The following is a 16,406-nucleotide window of genomic DNA, read 5'->3' as shown; positions in this document are numbered from 1 at the left end:
AAATAATTACAAATTATTTGTAAATAAAAAATACTATATAGTAATGGAACGATACCCAAAAAGTAGACATGAAATAAAAAACATTTGATATTAATATTCTACACGATATGTTTGTTTAAAATTCATTCATTTATGAATTAAATTAATCATATCGTGTTTTGTTTTGATAATATTATTGTAAATAGTTTCTTTCTTTAAAATTGAATGAAAACTTTCTATAACTGCATTGTCTAAAGGAGTACCTTTTCTTGACATTGATATGCGTATTCCAAGATTTTCACAAAATTTATTATATTTAGTGGTTCTATATTGAATTCCTTGATCAGAATGTAATATTAAACCATTTAATTTTTTATTTTTTACAGCTTTTAAAAGAGTATTCATTACTAGCTCTGTATTGTTTTTAAAACTCATTTCATATGCAATAATTCTTTTATCATATAAATCAATAATAGTACTTAAATAAAGAAAATCTTTTTGTTTATAAATTTTAATATAAGTAATATCAGTAACTCATTTTTGATTAATTTTTTCAGCTCTAAAATTTCTTTGTAATAAATTATATTTAGCATCTAACAAATTTTCATAACTACGATAAGTATTTTTTCTGTGAATATGTTTTACTCAATTAGCTCTAATATTATAATTTTTCATTAATTTTAATAATTTTTTATGATTAATAATTCATCCAGCTTCCTTCTCAATAGCAATTTTTAGTCTCCTATACCCGTAACATTTCTTATGCTTTTCAAAAATTTTTTTAATAATATTTATTTCTTTAAAATCATTTTTATTATTAAATCTTTGTTTATAATAATTAGCACGATTAACATTAAGAATTTTACATAATACTTTTATTGAGTGTTTATTTTTATATAAATTAATAAAATTTATTTTATATTTTGTTGTTGTCTTGAGAAGGAAAGGAACTTTTTTAGAATTTCATTTTCTAATCTTAAATATTCAAGCTCACTATAATTTGCCTTATGAATTTTTCTTTCAAAATTTCAATTTTTATTTTTATGTTTATAAAGTCAATTACTAATAGTATTGCGAGAAATATTATATTTTTCAGCTAAATAATTATAACTACATCCTTCTTTTAGATGTTCATTAACAATTTTAATAATTAATTCTTTACTTCTATGAATTTTTTTCATAATAAAATGCACCTCATTTATAGTTTACACAAATGTTTTTATTTTTGTGTCTACTTTATAGGGGGCATTCCAATAGTAATTTCTAACTTTTATTAGGTTAATACTTATGGATTTTATTAAATGTGTAAATTTTGACACAACAAAAAATTATTTTATTATTTAAATTTAATTTTAAATAAATATTTTATGTTATCTATAATTGCAAATTATAAATTGAAGCAATTAAATTAAATCTTAAACTAAATCGTTTTCTACGATTACGATATTTTTCAGTAATAATTTTAAATTTTTTAAGAATAGCAAAAATATTTTCAATAATAATTCTCATTTTTGAAATTAATTTATTATTATGTTTTTGTTCTTTATTTAAAGGGTTTTTCTTTGTTTTTTTCTTAGGTATTAGAACATTACTATGAATTTTTTGTATTCCTTGATAACCATTATCAACTATTAATTTAGTATTTTTTAAAATTGGGATTTTTGATTCTTTAAATAAACAAAAATCATGCTTTTTACCGAGAGAAAAATTTGTTGCAATAATTATTTTGCTTTCTTTTTCAATAATTACTTGTGTTTTAATAGTGTGTTTTTTCTTTTTTCCTGAATAAGATTGTTTTTGTCTTTTTTTGGGCGTTGAATGGGTGTTTCTGTAGCATCAATAATAATTGTTTTATCATTAAAATAATCATTTATTAATGCTTTTTTACCAGCAAGTTGTTGAAAATCAGGATGTTTGATTAAAATATCTTCAATTCACTTGATATTTCGATAACAACTAGCTTCACTAATATCAAAACTTTTACCAAGATGAAAATAAGTACGATATTCTCGTCAATATGATAAAGTCATCAATAATCTATTTTCTAATGATAATTTATTATTTTTACCACCTCTTTTAAACTTTTTTAACTCAGCTTCTTTTAAAATATTTAACATTTTATTAAAAGTACTTTGCTTTATTCCAGTTAATCGTAATAATTCTTTATCATTAATAAAATTAAATTTATCAAATTTCATAATCTTAAATTCCTTATAATTTCTATTTTAAATATATTTTATAGGAATTTTGTTTAATAAATAAGTAATGCAAGAAGTCTATTGTTTTTGTAAACGTTTGGTGTTTGTGGATTTAACATAAATATTGTTATTATTATCAATTGCCATTTGAATACAGCATTTAGTATTAGTTGTGAATGGGTCAAGGTGAATTCTTCGTGGATCAGTTTTATGTTTGAAATTTCCTTTATGGATTTCTTTAATAAAAGTTTCATCGATTTGGATTTTACCAGATAATTTTTTAAATTTTAATTGGGTATTTTCTAATTGTTTTGATTTCATTAATTTTTGACGATTATATCAAGCGGTTTTTAATGTAGTTTTAATAAAACGAGAAATTGTTTTACTAGATTGCCCCAGCAATGAAATTTGAATCAATAAATTTCATTGTTCATAATTTAAATGACTTCAATAAATAAAATGATTACGAAAAGCGTCAAAACTTGCACAGCAATTTTTACATAAATATTTTTGTTTTCCTTCTGAATTATGTCCATTTTTAACGCAATGGTAAGATTCACATTTAGGGCATTTAATACCTTGAGCTCTAAATTTTTGATCAATTTCATTTAAACGTTTTTGTTTTTTTATTAATTCTGCTTGTTGTTTGACTTTTTCATAAAATTCTAAAAATTGATCATCTGTTAAATTATTTACTAGTTCTTGAATTATTTTTTCCATAATTATTATCCACCTCTATCATATTAAAAATATACCTAAAATTAAGTATATTCAATAAATATCAAGAGTTTTCGACAAAATTTAAATTTAATTTTAAATAAATATTTTATGTTATCTATAATTGCAAATTATAAATTGAAGCAATTAAATTAAATCTTAAACTAAATCGTTTTCTACGATTACGATATTTTTCAGTAATAATTTTAAATTTTTTAAGAATAGCAAAAATATTTTCAATAATAATTCTCATTTTTGAAATTAATTTATTATTATGTTTTTGTTCTTTATTTAAAGGGTTTTTCTTTGTTTTTTTCTTAGGTATTAGAACATTACTATGAATTTTTTGTATTCCTTGATAACCATTATCAACTATTAATTTAGTATTTTTTAAAATTGGGATTTTTGATTCTTTAAATAAACAAAAATCATGCTTTTTACCGAGAGAAAAATTTGTTGCAATAATTATTTTGCTTTCTTTTTCAATAATTACTTGTGTTTTAATAGTGTGTTTTTTCTTTTTTCCTGAATAAGATTGTTTTTGTCTTTTTTTGGGCGTTGAATGGGTGTTTCTGTAGCATCAATAATAATTGTTTTATCATTAAAATAATCATTTATTAATGCTTTTTTACCAGCAAGTTGTTGAAAATCAGGATGTTTGATTAAAATATCTTCAATTCACTTGATATTTCGATAACAACTAGCTTCACTAATATCAAAACTTTTACCAAGATGAAAATAAGTACGATATTCTCGTCAATATGATAAAGTCATCAATAATCTATTTTCTAATGATAATTTATTATTTTTACCACCTCTTTTAAACTTTTTTAACTCAGCTTCTTTTAAAATATTTAACATTTTATTAAAAGTACTTTGCTTTATTCCAGTTAATCGTAATAATTCTTTATCATTAATAAAATTAAATTTATCAAATTTCATAATCTTAAATTCCTTATAATTTCTATTTTAAATATATTTTATAGGAATTTTGTTTAATAAATAAGTAATGCAAGAAGTCTAATTTATAATTTGCAATTATAGATAACATAAAATATTTATTTAAAATTAAATTTAAATAATAAAATAATTTTTTGTTGTGTCAAAATTTACACATTTAATAAAATCCATAAGTATTAACCTAATAAAAGTTAGAAATTACTATATAGTATTTTTTATTTACAAATAATTTGTAATTATTTTAATAAGTAATGCAAGAAGTCTAATATAAAATTAGTAAGAATATTTTCTTCTTTTAACTTTTGTAAAATTAACTCATTATTATTGGCAGCTAAAAATCCGCTTGTAATAGTTTTTATCCCCAATCGGGTAAGAATAATAGCACAGTTAATACCTTTACCTCCGGGCTGCAAATATTCTTCATAACAACGATTAGTATTACCAACAGTAAAGTTGTCTACTTTTATCATATAGTCAATTGCTGGATTAAAAGTAATTGTATAAATCATTAGCTTATTCTCCTTTCTCTAATTATTATTTTATCTTAAAGATGTTAAAAAGTCTTTTTTATTAGTAAAAATGAAATATCATAATTAAAAAGTAGTTTTTGTAATTAATTACAAAAACTACTTAAATTAGATTTATTTTAAAAAAACCAGTTAATGCCTTTTTAAATCTTAATTCACAGTGTAATGGTGGTTCGAGGCGGAATCGAACCGCCGACACCTTGAGCTTCAATCAAGTGCTCTACCGACTGAGCTACCGAACCCTAACTGGCGGTCCCGAAGGGAATTGAACCCTCGTTCTCCTCTGTGACAGAGAGGCATGTTAACCACTACACCACGGGACCAATTGGTTGCGGGAGAAGGATTTGAACCTCCGACCTTCAGGTTATGAGCCTGACGAGCTACCAGACTGCTCTATCCCGCGATATGTTTCGTTAATAATTACTAATGGCGGAGGTGAAGGGATTTGAACCCCTGCGAGTTTTTATACTCCTTGCGGTTTTCAAGACCGCCCCCTTCAACCAGGCTTGGGTACACCTCCATAAAATAATACCATAATGGTGGACCCTGTAGGGCTCGAACCTACGGCCATCCGGTTATGAGCCGGATGCTCTAACCAACTGAGCTAAGGGTCCAATAGTAAAACTAACTTATATTTAATTGGTTGTTTAAATCTACAAAGTTGTCACTAATCTTAAACAAAATAAATTATAATAAAAATAACGCAAGTTTGCAAGCAATAAACCAAGATAAATAATAAAGTTTACTATTTCTATTTAATATTCTAAGAATTCATATTAGATTCAAAACTTGCTAAAGATTCAAATTTACCACAAAGAACTAAATACCATCAATAAAACCAGAAAAAATTCCAAAAATACCTGCCAAAATATAATTTTGACTCTTTTTAACTAATGCTGAATTATACTTGTAAGTGCAAGTAAATAAAATTGCAAAAAATCTCATATAAAAATTTCATGATGCTAAGTTTATTTTAGAAAAAACAAAGCAAGGAGTTTTTATATGGGTTACAAACATCTTGGCATATATGAAAGAATTTATATTGAGAATCAATTGAAGTTTAAAGTAAAAATTAGTGAAATAGCTAAAAATCTTAATCGAAGTATTAGTACTATTATTCGAGAAGTCAATAGAAATAAAGATAGTAATCATTATTTTTCATTAATTGCACAAAATAAAGCAGAAAACAGAAAACAATCACATGTTTATTTTCATAAGTTTAAAAATAGAGAATTAGTAAAATATGTACAACAAAAATTACTATTAGGTTGATCGTCTGAACAAATTTATGGCAGAATTAAAAATTTTCATAAAGAATGAATTATTAGTTTTAAAACAATTTACAATTGAATTTATTCTGGATTACTTGAAAAAGTTACTAATAAAAATTTAAGAAGAAAAGGTAAGAAACGAAAATCTCAAGAAAATCGCGGTAAATTTAATGGTAAATCAATTAAAGAACGAAATATTAATGTTAATAATCGTATAACTGTTGGTCATTGAGAAGGTGATACTGTAGTATCATCACGAGGTAAAAGTAAATCATGTTTAATAATTTTAGTTGAAAGAACATCAAGATTTACTTTAGCAATGTTAGTTGAAAATAGAACTACTAAAGTTGTTAACGAAAACATTAGCCATTATTTATCAATTCTTCCAAATAATCTTGTTAAGACTATAACATTTGATAGGGGTAAAGAATTTTCTAATTGACAACAACTTGAAAAAAATTTAAATGTGAAAATTTATTTTGCTAATGCGTATTCGCCTTGACAAAGAGGTACTAATGAAAATACTAATGGTTTAATTAGAAAAAAATTTCCTAAAAAATTTAATTTTTCAAATACTACTAAAAATGCAGTTCATAAATTTATATTGTCTTTAAACCAAAGACCAAGAAAAATACTAAATTATCTTTCACCAATCGAATATTTGGTTAGAAAAATAATTTAGTTGCACTTAACTTTACAATTTGGCTAAACTAAACTATTAGTTACTATCGCCATCACTGCCACAATTACTAAAATAACATTAATAATTCAAAATACACCAAATATAAATCCACTAAAACCAATAAATCCAACAACTCCAGCTTCAATTAAAGTATATGCCAGTGAAATTAGAACAAAAAATAAAATAGACTTGGTACATAACTATAACATTTTGCACCTACCAAACTATAAAATTCATTTTCGTCTTTGTATTTATCTAACATTTGTAATTCACCTAGGAAATAATATTATCAAAATAGTAGATAAAATTAAAGGTTATGTACCAAGTCTATTGTATTTAACTTGCTATACATATTTATTAACAATTTTAAAAATAAAAAATAAAAAAATATTAGAAAATAATTTAAATTTTAAAAATGAGAACAACTAGTTGTTCTCATTTTTACTTATCTTTAATATAATCTTTTAATTGTTCTAAACAATCCAATTTTTCTCAAGTAAAATTATCATCTTTACCAAAATGACCATAAACGGTAGTTTTTTGATAAATCGGTTGCATTAACTGCAAACAATCAATCATTCCTTGCATCGAAAAATCAAAAACAGCACTAATAGCACCACTAATTATATTAAGAGCAATCTTTTCAGTATTAAATGTTTCAACATAAACAGCAATCGGTTCTTTCATACCAATAGCATATGCCAATTGAATTTCACATTTATCAGCCCAATTTAAAGCAACAATATGTTTAGCGACTTTTCTTGCCATATAAGCAGCGGCCCGATCAACCTTAGTAGCATCTTTACCAGAAAAGGCACCACCACCACTACGAGCATATCCACCATAAGTATCCACAATAATTTTTCTTCCTGTTAATCCAGTATCACCATAAGGCCCACCAACAACAAATCTTCCTGTCGGATTAATCAAAAATTTAAAATCAAAATTTAAATTATATTTCTTAGCAATAACTAACATAATTTTTTGATGAATAAATGTTTTAAATTCACTTTCATTATAATCAGGATGATGTTGAATTGACATTAAAATCGTATCAATCTTAGGTTGCAACCAATCAGTATAATCAATCGTTACTTGTGATTTCATATCAGGACGAGCATCTTTAAATTGTTGATTTTTTCTTAATGAAGAAGCCAAATGTACTAAATCGTGGGCAATTTGAATGGCTAATGGCATATAAGTTTTAGTTTCATTAGTAGCATAACCAAAAATAATTCCTTGATCGCCTGCTGCTAATTGATGATTATGTTCCACACCACGAATAATATCTTGTGACTGACTATGAATTAATACTTGAATATGACAAGTATTACCATTAATACCAATTTTTTCATCAATATAACCAATATCACAAATAACTTTTCTGGCAATCGCTTCATAATTTACAATTGCTGATGATTTAATTTCGCCACCAATAATAACCATATTAGTAGTAATAAACACTTCACAAGCTAGTCTTGTTTGCGGGTCTTGTTTTAAACAAGCATCCAAAATAGCATCAGCTATTTGATCACAAATCTTATCGGAATGTCCTTCACTAACAGATTCACTAGTAAATAATATTTTTCTCATACTTTCCTCCATTAATATTTATTTAAATAATAGACTTGGTACATAACTATAACATTTTGCACCTACCAAACTATAAAATTCACTTTCATTTTTATATTTATCTAATATTTGTGCTTCACCTAGAAAATAATATTATCAAAATAGTAGATAAAATTGAGGGTTATGTACCAAGTCTAATATAAAACCTTCTTTAACTAAAAAGAAGGTTTTATATTTTAGATATAATCCTTCCCTTATTGTTGGTATTTACCCTGCTAGAAGCACCTTCTTTTAAAAATAAAAGGGTTGCTACTGGTTAAAACTAGCATATCCAGTTCAGAATAAGTGAATGAAAATTTTAAATTGTCCTTAAAAATATTAACATTAATCACTTAAAAATGCAAATCACTTAAAAATAATGGTCGCGTTTAGTTTTCTTAGGTATTTTTTAAAAAAGAAAAAATAATCATTTACTATAAATTATTTCAATATGCAAATTAAGTATATATTTCTTATGTATGATTTTTGTTATAAAAAATTATTTTAATAGACTTCTTGCATTACTTATTAAAATAATTACAAATTATTTGGAAAGCCAAATTGTAAAGTTAAGTGCAACTAAATTATTTTTCTAATCAAATATTCGATTGGTGAAAGATAATTTAGTATTTTTCTTGGTCTTTGGTTTAAAGACAATATAAATTTATGAACTGCATTTTTAGTAGTATTTGAAAAATTAAATTTTTTAGGAAATTTTTCTCTAACTTAAACCATTAGTATTTTCATTAGTACCTCTTTGTCAAGGCGAATACGCATTAGCAAAATAAATTTTCACATTTAAATTTTTTTCAAGTTGTTGTCAATTAGAAAATTCTTTACCCCTATCAAATGTTATAGTCTTAACAAGATTATTTGGAAGAATTGATAAATAATGGCTAATGTTTTCGTTAACAACTTTAGTAGTTCTATTTTCAACTAACATTGCTAAAGTAAATCTTGATGTTCTTTCAACTAAAGTTATTAAACATGATTTACTTTTACCTCGTGATTATACTACAGTATCACCTTCTCAATGACCAACAGTTATACGATTATTAACATTAATATTTCGTTCTTTAATTGATTTACCATTAAATTTACCGCGATTTTCTTGAGATTTTCGTTTCTTACCTTTTCTTCTTAAATTTTTATTAGTAACTTTTTCAAGTAATCCAGAATAAATTCAATTGTAAATTGTTTTAAAACTAATAATTCATTCTTTATGAAAATTTTTAATTCTGCCATAAATTTGTTCAGGCGATCAACCTAATAGTAATTTTTGTTGTACATATTTTACTAATTCTCTATTTTTAAACTTATGAAAATAAACATGTGATTGTTTTCTGTTTTCTGCTTTATTTTGTGCAATTAATGAAAAATAATGATTACTATCTTTATTTGTACTATAGCACAGACATATGTTAGTTTCAAGAGGTTTTTAAAAGTTTATTTAAAAAATTAAACGGGGTGTCTTTTATTGTTCAATAGACTTCTTGCATTACTTATTAAAATAATTACAAATTATTTGTAAATAAAAAATACTATATAGTAATTTCTAACTTTTATTAGGTTAATACTTATGGATTTTATTAAATGTGTAAATTTTGACACAACAAAAAATTATTTTATTATTTAAATTTAATTTTAAATAAGCTGAATTATACTTGTAAGTGCAAGTAAATAAAATTGCAAAAAATCTCATATAAAAATTTCATGATGCTAAGTTTATTTTAGAAAAAACAAAGCAAGGAGTTTTTATATGGGTTACAAACATCTTGGCATATATGAAAGAATTTATATTGAGAATCAATTGAAGTTTAAAGTAAAAATTAGTGAAATAACTAAAAATCTTAATCGAAGTATTAGTACTATTATTCGAGAAGTCAATAGAAATAAAGATAGTAATCATTATTTTTCATTAATTGCACAAAATAAAGCAGAAAACAGAAAACAATCACATGTTTATTTTCATAAGTTTAAAAATAGAGAATTAGTAAAATATGTACAACAAAAATTACTATTAGATTGATCGCCTGAACAAATTTATGGCAGAATTAAAAATTTTCATAAAGAATGAATTATTAGTTTTAAAACAATTTACAATTGAATTTATTCTGGATTACTTGAAAAAGTTACTAATAAAAATTTAAGAAGAAAAGGTAAGAAACGAAAATCTCAAGAAAATCGCGGTAAATTTAATGGTAAATCAATTAAAGAACGAAATATTAATGTTAATAATCGTAGGACGCATAAAGTTTTGTTAGGTAGGAAAAGATTTGAATAAGTATTAAGACAGTCAGCAATGATTGTCTTTTTATTTTATAAGGTGTTAAAAATTTGTTCTTTGAAAATTAAATACAAGTGAATTAATAATGTTGGTATGTATTAAAGCACGATAAATTGTGGGTGGTCGCCATAACCAAAAGAAGTTTACCAGTTAATAGATAACATCCTATTAGCTATAGCAATTTGTTTCGTTTTGCAATAAAAAAATGAATGGGTGGATTTCCTAAAAATATACACGCTATTAAATTAGTTCCAAGGGTAGGATGCGGATGTTAAAGTGTAGAAATTTCTATATAGGGGTATGCTAAGTTTAAAATTATTAAAATCTTTATCTAATTAAAAAACAAAATTTAATAACAAAGCTTGTTAAACACTTAAATCTGCGATATATAAGTGTTTAAAAAACTAAGTTAACTAACTTAGTTAATATAACTTAGTTTATCTATAAGAAAGGTAACTTACTATGAAAAACATTGAAAACATTTTCTTAAATACTAAGAAATATCTTTTAAAAGAAACACAAAACGCAATGCTTATTAAAGCACCAAAAATTCCGTGATTTAATGAACAAATCTGTATTTGGTTTCCAAAGCGATTTGTTTATAAAGGAAAATATGAAAATTCGATTTGTATTGGAATAATAAAAGATAGTAAATATCAAGTAATTTCAATTAATCAACAAGAGCAAGAAACCAAGTTAATTAAAGGACAAGAATTATTAGGCTTCTTCATTGCCGAAAAAGAAAACAACAAAAAAGATATAAATTATAACTATTTTAAAGGAGCTTAAAAATGAATATTGCAATTGGACTAATATTTATTATTATCAGCATCATGCTATTGGCATATTTTGCTTATAAAATTTATGCCAAAATAAAAATGCGAATTAAATATAAAAATGCCATTAAAAATAATACTGGTAATTTCACAAAAGACGAAAAAGTGTTTATTGCTCGCTTTGAAGAATGAGTTAAAACCCCTAATTCAAAAGAAAATAATGCGGATAAAAAATAATGTTTTGAGAAATTATTATGGAATTTTTAAAACTGTTTGTTCCGATAGAAAAAATGCCTGCACAAGTTGCGTTTATTGCCGGATTAATTATTATCATTACTTTTCTTTTCGCATTAATTTCAATTATATATTTACCAATAAAAATGATTTTTGGGAGATAAAAAATGACAATAAACTTAAAAGAATTTGATTGAGAACAAATCAAACAAACTTTCTGAGATTTATTTATTCAAATTACAACTATTCCGGCTCATATTAGTTGTGGTAAAGAAATTGATTTAACTCAAGAAACACTTTGACTTTTAATAGCAAACATTGCTTTTTGATTCTTAACAGCGATTATGGTGTGATTTATTCTAATGCTACTTTGAAAAACCATATCAGTATTTAGATAGGGAAAAAATTAATGTCAAGAAGTTACATTCTGATGCATTCCCAAAGAAATTCAAAATTAATTAGGAAAAAATATAATCGTGTTAAGGTTAATCGTGGTTTTAACAAATTTAAGAAAAACTTTATATAATAGACTTCTTGCATTACTTATTAAAATAATTACAAATAATTTGTAAATAAAAAATACTATATAGTAATTTCTAACTTTTATTAGGTTAATACTTATGGATTTTATTAAATGTGTAAATTTTGACACAACAAAAAATTATTTTATTATTTAAATTTAATTTTAAATAAATATTTTATGTTATCTATAATTGCAAATTATAAATTGAAGCAATTAAATTAAATCTTAAACTAAATCGTTTTCTACGATTACGATATTTTTCAGTAATAATTTTAAATTTTTTAAGAATAGCAAAAATATTTTCAATAATAATTCTCATTTTTGAAATTAATTTATTATTATGTTTTTGTTCTTTATTTAAAGGGTTTTTCTTTGTTTTTTTCTTAGGTATTAGAACATTACTATGAATTTTTTGTATTCCTTGATAACCATTATCAACTATTAATTTAGTATTTTTTAAAATTGGGATTTTTGATTCTTTAAATAAACAAAAATCATGCTTTTTACCGAGAAAAAAATTTGTTGCAATAATTATTTTGCTTTCTTTTTCAATAATTACTTGTGTTTTAATAGTGTGTTTTTTCTTTTTTCCTGAATAAGATTGTTTTTGTCTTTTTTTGGGCGTTGAATGGGTGTTTCTGTAGCATCAATAATAATTGTTTTATCATTAAAATAATCATTTATTAATGCTTTTTTACCAGCAAGTTGTTGAAAATCAGGATGTTTGATTAAAATATCTTCAATTCACTTGATATTTCGATAACAACTAGCTTCACTAATATCAAAACTTTTACCAAGATGAAAATAAGTACGATATTCTCGTCAATATGATAAAGTCATCAATAATCTATTTTCTAATGATAATTTATTATTTTTACCACCTCTTTTAAACTTTTTTAACTCAGCTTCTTTTAAAATATTTAACATTTTATTAAAAGTACTTTGCTTTATTCCAGTTAATCGTAATAATTCTTTATCATTAATAAAATTAAATTTATCAAATTTCATAATCTTAAATTCCTTATAATTTCTATTTTAAATATATTTTATAGGAATTTTGTTTAATAAATAAGTAATGCAAGAAGTCTAATGATGAATGTTTTAAAAAGAAAGGGGGTGATGATTATATGATTGGAACTTTCTTGGCCGATGCACCTGCAACAGTAGAAAAAATAACAGCTAGTGACGCGATGACTAAATTATGAAATGCAATTATAACGGCTTTTACTAAAATGTGAGAAATTATTGCTGTTAATATGCCACAAGTCGGTAACTTCTTTGCTGACTACTGAATATTCATTTTTCCATTTATTTTGGCAATATTCTTTATTTGCTTTAAAATGTTTGAAAAATTACTTGGAGCGGTACGCTAACAAAAAAATAAAGTGAGGTGCAAGATGAAATTTTGCAAATGAATAATAGAAAAAAATAACCATTTTATTGAATTGAATCGCACCTCATTTTTAATTTTATGACATTGCGGAGCAATTTGATATATTTACAACGGTTATTTTAAAAACATTGTAAGCTATTTATTTTTAGCAGGTTGTATTTTAATTTTTCTTTTTAAAATCGGTAATTTAACACAAATTAACAAAGTTATTAATTTGCCAAATTGTAAAGTTAAGTGCAACTAAATTATTTTTCTAACCAAATATTCGATTGGTGAAAGATAATTTAGTATTTTTCTTGGTCTTTGGTTTAAAGACAATATAAATTTATGAACTGCATTTTTAGTAGTATTTGAAAAATTAAATTTTTTAGGAAATTTTTCTCTAATTAAACCATTAGTATTTTCATTAGTACCTCTTTGTCAAGGCGAATACGCATTAGCAAAATAAATTTTCACATTTAAATTTTTTTCAAGTTGTTGTCAATTAGAAAATTCTTTACCCCTATCAAATGTTATAGTCTTAACAAGATTATTTGGAAGAATTGATAAATAATGGCTAATGTTTTCGTTAACAACTTTAGTAGTTCTATTTTCAATTAACATTGCTAAAGTAAATCTTGATGTTCTTTCAACTAAAGTTATTAAACATGATTTACTTTTACCTCGTGATGATACTACAGTATCACCTTCTCAATGACCAACAGTTATACGATTATTAACATTAATATTTCGTTCTTTAATTGATTTACCATTAAATTTACCGCGATTTTCTTGAGATTTTCGTTTCTTACCTTTTCTTCTTAAATTTTTATTAGTAACTTTTTCAAGTAATCCAGAATAAATTCAATTGTAAATTGTTTTAAAACTAATAATTCATTCTTTATGAAAATTTTTAATTCTGCCATAAATTTGTTCAGGCGATCAACCTAATAGTAATTTTTGTTGTACATATTTTACTAATTCTCTATTTTTAAACTTATGAAAATAAACATGTGATTGTTTTCTGTTTTCTGCTTTATTTTGTGCAATTAATGAAAAATAATGATTACTATCTTTATTTCTATTGACTTCTCGAATAATAGTACTAATACTTCGATTAAGATTTTTAGCTATTTCACTAATTTTTACTTTAAACTTCAATTGATTCTCAATATAAATTCTTTCATATATGCCAAGATGTTTGTAACCCATATAAAAACTCCTTGCTTTGTTTTTTCTAAAATAAACTTAGCATCATGAAATTTTTATATGAGATTTTTTGCAATTTTATTTACTTGCACTTACAAGTATAATTCAGCATTTCTTAAAAAATTCACCATTAAATATTGTGATTGGTTCATTAGGAACTGGAAAAACTGCTTTTCTAGTATATGCATCAAAATTACTAAAAAAGAAGAAATATCACATCGCATCAACCTTTCCATTACTAGAAACCCAAAAATTAAGTTTAGGGCATATGGGATTATTAGACTTTGATTATCCGGTATTGCCAGACAAAACCTTACTGTTATGAGATGAAACCAATTTATTTTTAGAAGGAACTGATTGAGAAAAAAATAATACCAAAAACGAAGAAACCGGTATCCAAGAATATTTTGCCTTAGCACGCCATTTCGGTCATATTGTTCTCGCTAGCGGCCAAAGAGATAAACATATTTGAGTTAAAGTTCGTGATATTGCCAATAATGTGATTGTGGGAATTCGTAAAAAACCTGTTAATATTTTTCGCCCCTACTTAAAAGTCATCTATGGCACCTTTACTAGTATTGAAGAATATGAACGCTGACGAAACACCTTAATTGATGCGAAAAATAGCAAAAAAGGTCGCCGTATTAAATATCGTGATATTCCTGAACTTGATATTTATTTTTTTAAACTAAAAATTCCTCTACCAATACTTAACACTTACAATTCTTTTTACCTAGCATTTTTAAGAGATTACTTAAATTCAAAAGTTAATCCTGACTATGAAGATAAATATTATACTGACACGGCAATTGATTTAGAAGACTTAGAATACTTAAAAATGGATAAATTCAGCAAATTTTTAAGAAAAATGAAAGAAAAGGAACAATAAAAAATGGAAAATCTTGCAAAAATGGCCGACTTTCTCGCCCAAATGCTTTATAAAGTTTTTGATTTAATTTGAAGTCTTGAAGTACCGGGAACAAATATTCAACTAATATTTCCTCTATTCTTAACGCTTGCTGTAGAATTTCTTATGGCAATTATTCTTGGATTTGGTAGTCAACAAGTTAATTTAGAAAAACAACGCCAGTATGCTGTTAAAAATAAGGGGCGTTTAAGTGCGTGAGGAAAAACTAAAAAACAAATAAAACCAATAAAAATAAAACAAGGTAACTAACGATGTTTAAACTAATTATTATTTTTATCTTAATAACTGTTCTTGGATTATTGGCTGGTAGTCATTTTGAAACTTTAACAAACTATATTAGCGAAGGCCTTGCGAATTTCCAAAAGTTTATTACTAGTAATTTAACAATTTTAGAACTATTTAAACCAATGGCTCGGACATTTTCACAACATCCAATCTTCACCATTCTTGGCGTTACTTGTGTACTGATTGCCTTATTTATTGTGATTAAAGGTAGATTAAAAAAATGGAAAAATGAACTAAAAAACAAGAATTAGAAATAGAAAATGACAAATTAAAAATTGTTAATGTCATATTAGAAAATAGTGTTAATACTCTTAAATACATAATAATGGAAAAAAATAAATAAATTTTAGAACTAGAAAAGCGAAATAGTGTTCATATAGATGAGAAATCAGAACTAGTTATTGAAAATGAAAAATTAAAAATTTTTAAACACGAAAGGAAAACTAAAATGAAAAAAATTTTAGGCAAATTATTTAAAAAAGATAATTCAAAAGAAAAAACGCCATTAAGATTAAGGATTAAAAATTCTTTTAAAAAGCAGTGGTTAAAAGTATCATTAAGTATCATTTTCATCTTTATAAGCTTATTAATTTGTGCATTAACAGTAATCGATACTAAATGAATAACCGGAACAAGTGACGAATTTAACAATTTTATGAATGAAGAGATGGTTAAATTCTTTGGCAAGTTCAATAGTGGTATTATGCTAGCAGGAATATTTGTTTTTTGATGAGGCGGAGCAATATATTTTGCAATTAAATTTGAAAAATTAATCCGCTTTATTATTCAAAAAATTAAAGAAAAAAGAACAATGAAAAATAAAATATTTTAAAAAGGAGTGATAAAA

The 16,406-nt window shown here is 24.3% G+C and carries 23 protein-coding genes and 5 tRNA genes; 11 read left to right on the top strand and 17 right to left on the bottom strand.

Going from position 1 to position 16,406, the window contains the following annotated elements:
* Positions 1-90: 90 nt before the first annotated feature.
* From AAHJ00_RS04355 to AAHJ00_RS04300, 12 genes are all read right to left on the bottom strand, one after another.
* On the bottom strand, positions 91-879 hold the full coding sequence (locus AAHJ00_RS04355; RefSeq protein ID WP_342224613.1) for an IS3 family transposase: 789 nt from the start codon (positions 877-879) through the stop codon (positions 91-93).
* 11 nt (positions 880-890) lie between these two features.
* Positions 891-1,160: a transposase gene (locus tag AAHJ00_RS04350; RefSeq protein WP_342223538.1), complete on the bottom strand. Its 270-nt coding sequence runs from the start codon at positions 1,158-1,160 to the stop codon at positions 891-893.
* Positions 1,161-1,353: 193 nt separating this feature from the next.
* A protein-coding gene (locus AAHJ00_RS04345; RefSeq protein ID WP_342223477.1) for an IS5 family transposase occupies positions 1,354-2,177 on the bottom strand; the annotation gives its coding sequence in 2 pieces (ribosomal slippage) (positions 1,354-1,781 and positions 1,781-2,177; 825 coding nt in all).
* Between the two features lie 78 nt (positions 2,178-2,255).
* Positions 2,256-2,897 carry an IS1/IS1595 family N-terminal zinc-binding domain-containing protein gene (locus AAHJ00_RS04340; RefSeq protein WP_342223537.1) on the bottom strand — a complete coding sequence of 214 codons (642 nt, stop codon included), beginning with the start codon at positions 2,895-2,897 and terminating at the stop codon, positions 2,256-2,258.
* Positions 2,898-3,012: 115 nt separating this feature from the next.
* Positions 3,013-3,836, bottom strand: a protein-coding gene (locus AAHJ00_RS04335; protein ID WP_342223477.1) for an IS5 family transposase whose coding sequence is annotated in 2 segments (ribosomal slippage) — positions 3,013-3,440 and positions 3,440-3,836 — 825 coding nt in all. Because the reading frame shifts where the segments join, the coding sequence is not laid out codon by codon here.
* Positions 3,837-4,090: 254 nt separating this feature from the next.
* Positions 4,091-4,363, bottom strand: coding sequence for a PfkB family carbohydrate kinase (locus tag AAHJ00_RS04330; RefSeq protein WP_342223536.1), 273 nt, complete (start codon positions 4,361-4,363; stop codon positions 4,091-4,093).
* A 184-nt stretch (positions 4,364-4,547) separates the two neighbouring features.
* Positions 4,548-4,623 (bottom strand) — tRNA-Phe (locus AAHJ00_RS04325).
* A 5-nt stretch (positions 4,624-4,628) separates the two neighbouring features.
* Positions 4,629-4,704 (bottom strand) — tRNA-Asp (locus AAHJ00_RS04320).
* Positions 4,705-4,707: 3 nt separating this feature from the next.
* Positions 4,708-4,784 (bottom strand) — tRNA-Met (locus AAHJ00_RS04315).
* Between the two features lie 24 nt (positions 4,785-4,808).
* Positions 4,809-4,901 (bottom strand) — tRNA-Ser (locus AAHJ00_RS04310).
* A gap of 17 nt (positions 4,902-4,918) precedes the next feature.
* A tRNA-Ile gene (locus tag AAHJ00_RS04305) sits at positions 4,919-4,995 on the bottom strand.
* A 205-nt stretch (positions 4,996-5,200) separates the two neighbouring features.
* Complete coding sequence (locus AAHJ00_RS04300) at positions 5,201-5,326, bottom strand: hypothetical protein (protein ID WP_342223535.1); 126 nt, start codon at positions 5,324-5,326, stop codon at positions 5,201-5,203.
* Between the two features lie 57 nt (positions 5,327-5,383).
* Between AAHJ00_RS04300 and AAHJ00_RS04295 the strand changes: the two genes are divergently transcribed.
* The gene (locus AAHJ00_RS04295; protein ID WP_342223534.1) at positions 5,384-6,334 is read left to right on the top strand and encodes an IS30 family transposase; all 951 of its coding nucleotides are present in this window, start codon (positions 5,384-5,386) and stop codon (positions 6,332-6,334) included.
* A gap of 441 nt (positions 6,335-6,775) precedes the next feature.
* Here the strand turns inward: AAHJ00_RS04295 and metK are convergent, their stop codons facing one another.
* From metK to AAHJ00_RS04280, 3 genes are all read right to left on the bottom strand, one after another.
* Positions 6,776-7,939 (bottom strand): methionine adenosyltransferase, encoded by a 1,164-nt coding sequence (gene metK, locus AAHJ00_RS04290; protein ID WP_425288849.1) that lies wholly within the window; start codon positions 7,937-7,939, stop codon positions 6,776-6,778.
* Between the two features lie 727 nt (positions 7,940-8,666).
* Positions 8,667-8,888, bottom strand: coding sequence for an IS30 family transposase (locus AAHJ00_RS04285; protein ID WP_342223532.1), 222 nt, complete (start codon positions 8,886-8,888; stop codon positions 8,667-8,669).
* 627 nt (positions 8,889-9,515) lie between these two features.
* Positions 9,516-9,647 (bottom strand): hypothetical protein, encoded by a 132-nt coding sequence (locus tag AAHJ00_RS04280; protein ID WP_342223531.1) that lies wholly within the window; start codon positions 9,645-9,647, stop codon positions 9,516-9,518.
* A gap of 57 nt (positions 9,648-9,704) precedes the next feature.
* Between AAHJ00_RS04280 and AAHJ00_RS04275 the strand changes: the two genes are divergently transcribed.
* From AAHJ00_RS04275 to AAHJ00_RS04260, 4 genes are all read left to right on the top strand, one after another.
* Entirely contained in the window at positions 9,705-10,229 is a 525-nt protein-coding gene (locus tag AAHJ00_RS04275; RefSeq protein ID WP_342223530.1) for an IS30 family transposase, read from the top strand.
* A 465-nt stretch (positions 10,230-10,694) separates the two neighbouring features.
* Positions 10,695-11,021, top strand: coding sequence for a hypothetical protein (locus AAHJ00_RS04270; protein ID WP_342223529.1), 327 nt, complete (start codon positions 10,695-10,697; stop codon positions 11,019-11,021).
* A gap of 2 nt (positions 11,022-11,023) precedes the next feature.
* Positions 11,024-11,245: a hypothetical protein gene (locus tag AAHJ00_RS04265; protein WP_342223528.1), complete on the top strand. Its 222-nt coding sequence runs from the start codon at positions 11,024-11,026 to the stop codon at positions 11,243-11,245.
* A gap of 164 nt (positions 11,246-11,409) precedes the next feature.
* Complete coding sequence (locus AAHJ00_RS04260; RefSeq protein WP_342223527.1) at positions 11,410-11,640, top strand: hypothetical protein; 231 nt, start codon at positions 11,410-11,412, stop codon at positions 11,638-11,640.
* Between the two features lie 309 nt (positions 11,641-11,949).
* On the opposite strand, the gene AAHJ00_RS04255 is transcribed toward AAHJ00_RS04260, so the two are convergent.
* Positions 11,950-12,773, bottom strand: a protein-coding gene (locus AAHJ00_RS04255) for an IS5 family transposase (protein WP_342223526.1) whose coding sequence is annotated in 2 segments (ribosomal slippage) — positions 11,950-12,377 and positions 12,377-12,773 — 825 coding nt in all. Because the reading frame shifts where the segments join, the coding sequence is not laid out codon by codon here.
* Positions 12,774-12,892: 119 nt separating this feature from the next.
* Here AAHJ00_RS04255 and AAHJ00_RS04250 point away from each other — a divergent pair.
* Together AAHJ00_RS04250 and AAHJ00_RS04245 are read left to right on the top strand one after the other, a co-directional pair.
* Positions 12,893-13,138, top strand: coding sequence for a hypothetical protein (locus AAHJ00_RS04250; protein WP_338967504.1), 246 nt, complete (start codon positions 12,893-12,895; stop codon positions 13,136-13,138).
* Positions 13,139-13,162: 24 nt separating this feature from the next.
* A complete protein-coding gene (locus AAHJ00_RS04245; RefSeq protein WP_342223525.1) occupies positions 13,163-13,402 on the top strand; it encodes a hypothetical protein in 240 nt (79 codons plus the stop codon).
* Here AAHJ00_RS04245 and AAHJ00_RS04240 read toward each other — a convergent pair.
* A complete protein-coding gene (locus tag AAHJ00_RS04240) occupies positions 13,399-14,349 on the bottom strand; it encodes an IS30 family transposase (protein WP_342223524.1) in 951 nt (316 codons plus the stop codon). The two genes, AAHJ00_RS04245 and AAHJ00_RS04240, sit on opposite strands and share 4 nt — an antisense overlap.
* 67 nt (positions 14,350-14,416) lie before the next feature.
* Between AAHJ00_RS04240 and AAHJ00_RS04235 the strand changes: the two genes are divergently transcribed.
* The 4 genes from AAHJ00_RS04235 (at position 14,417) to AAHJ00_RS04220 (ending at position 16,391) form a co-directional block, all read left to right on the top strand.
* The gene (locus AAHJ00_RS04235) at positions 14,417-15,235 is read left to right on the top strand and encodes a hypothetical protein (protein ID WP_342223523.1); all 819 of its coding nucleotides are present in this window, start codon (positions 14,417-14,419) and stop codon (positions 15,233-15,235) included.
* 3 nt (positions 15,236-15,238) lie between these two features.
* Positions 15,239-15,523, top strand: coding sequence for a hypothetical protein (locus AAHJ00_RS04230; protein ID WP_342223522.1), 285 nt, complete (start codon positions 15,239-15,241; stop codon positions 15,521-15,523).
* 2 nt (positions 15,524-15,525) lie between these two features.
* Positions 15,526-15,810 (top strand): hypothetical protein, encoded by a 285-nt coding sequence (locus AAHJ00_RS04225; protein ID WP_342223521.1) that lies wholly within the window; start codon positions 15,526-15,528, stop codon positions 15,808-15,810.
* A 197-nt stretch (positions 15,811-16,007) separates the two neighbouring features.
* Positions 16,008-16,391 carry a hypothetical protein gene (locus AAHJ00_RS04220; protein ID WP_342223520.1) on the top strand — a complete coding sequence of 128 codons (384 nt, stop codon included), beginning with the start codon at positions 16,008-16,010 and terminating at the stop codon, positions 16,389-16,391.
* Positions 16,392-16,406: the final 15 nt, after the last annotated feature.

Source organism: Spiroplasma endosymbiont of Asaphidion curtum (assembly GCF_964031085.1).
Lineage (GTDB): Bacteria > Bacillota_I > Bacilli_A > Mycoplasmatales > Nriv7 > Nriv7.
The sequence above is the reverse complement of the archived record's forward strand: the minus strand, read 5'-3'. Positions and strand labels throughout refer to the sequence as shown.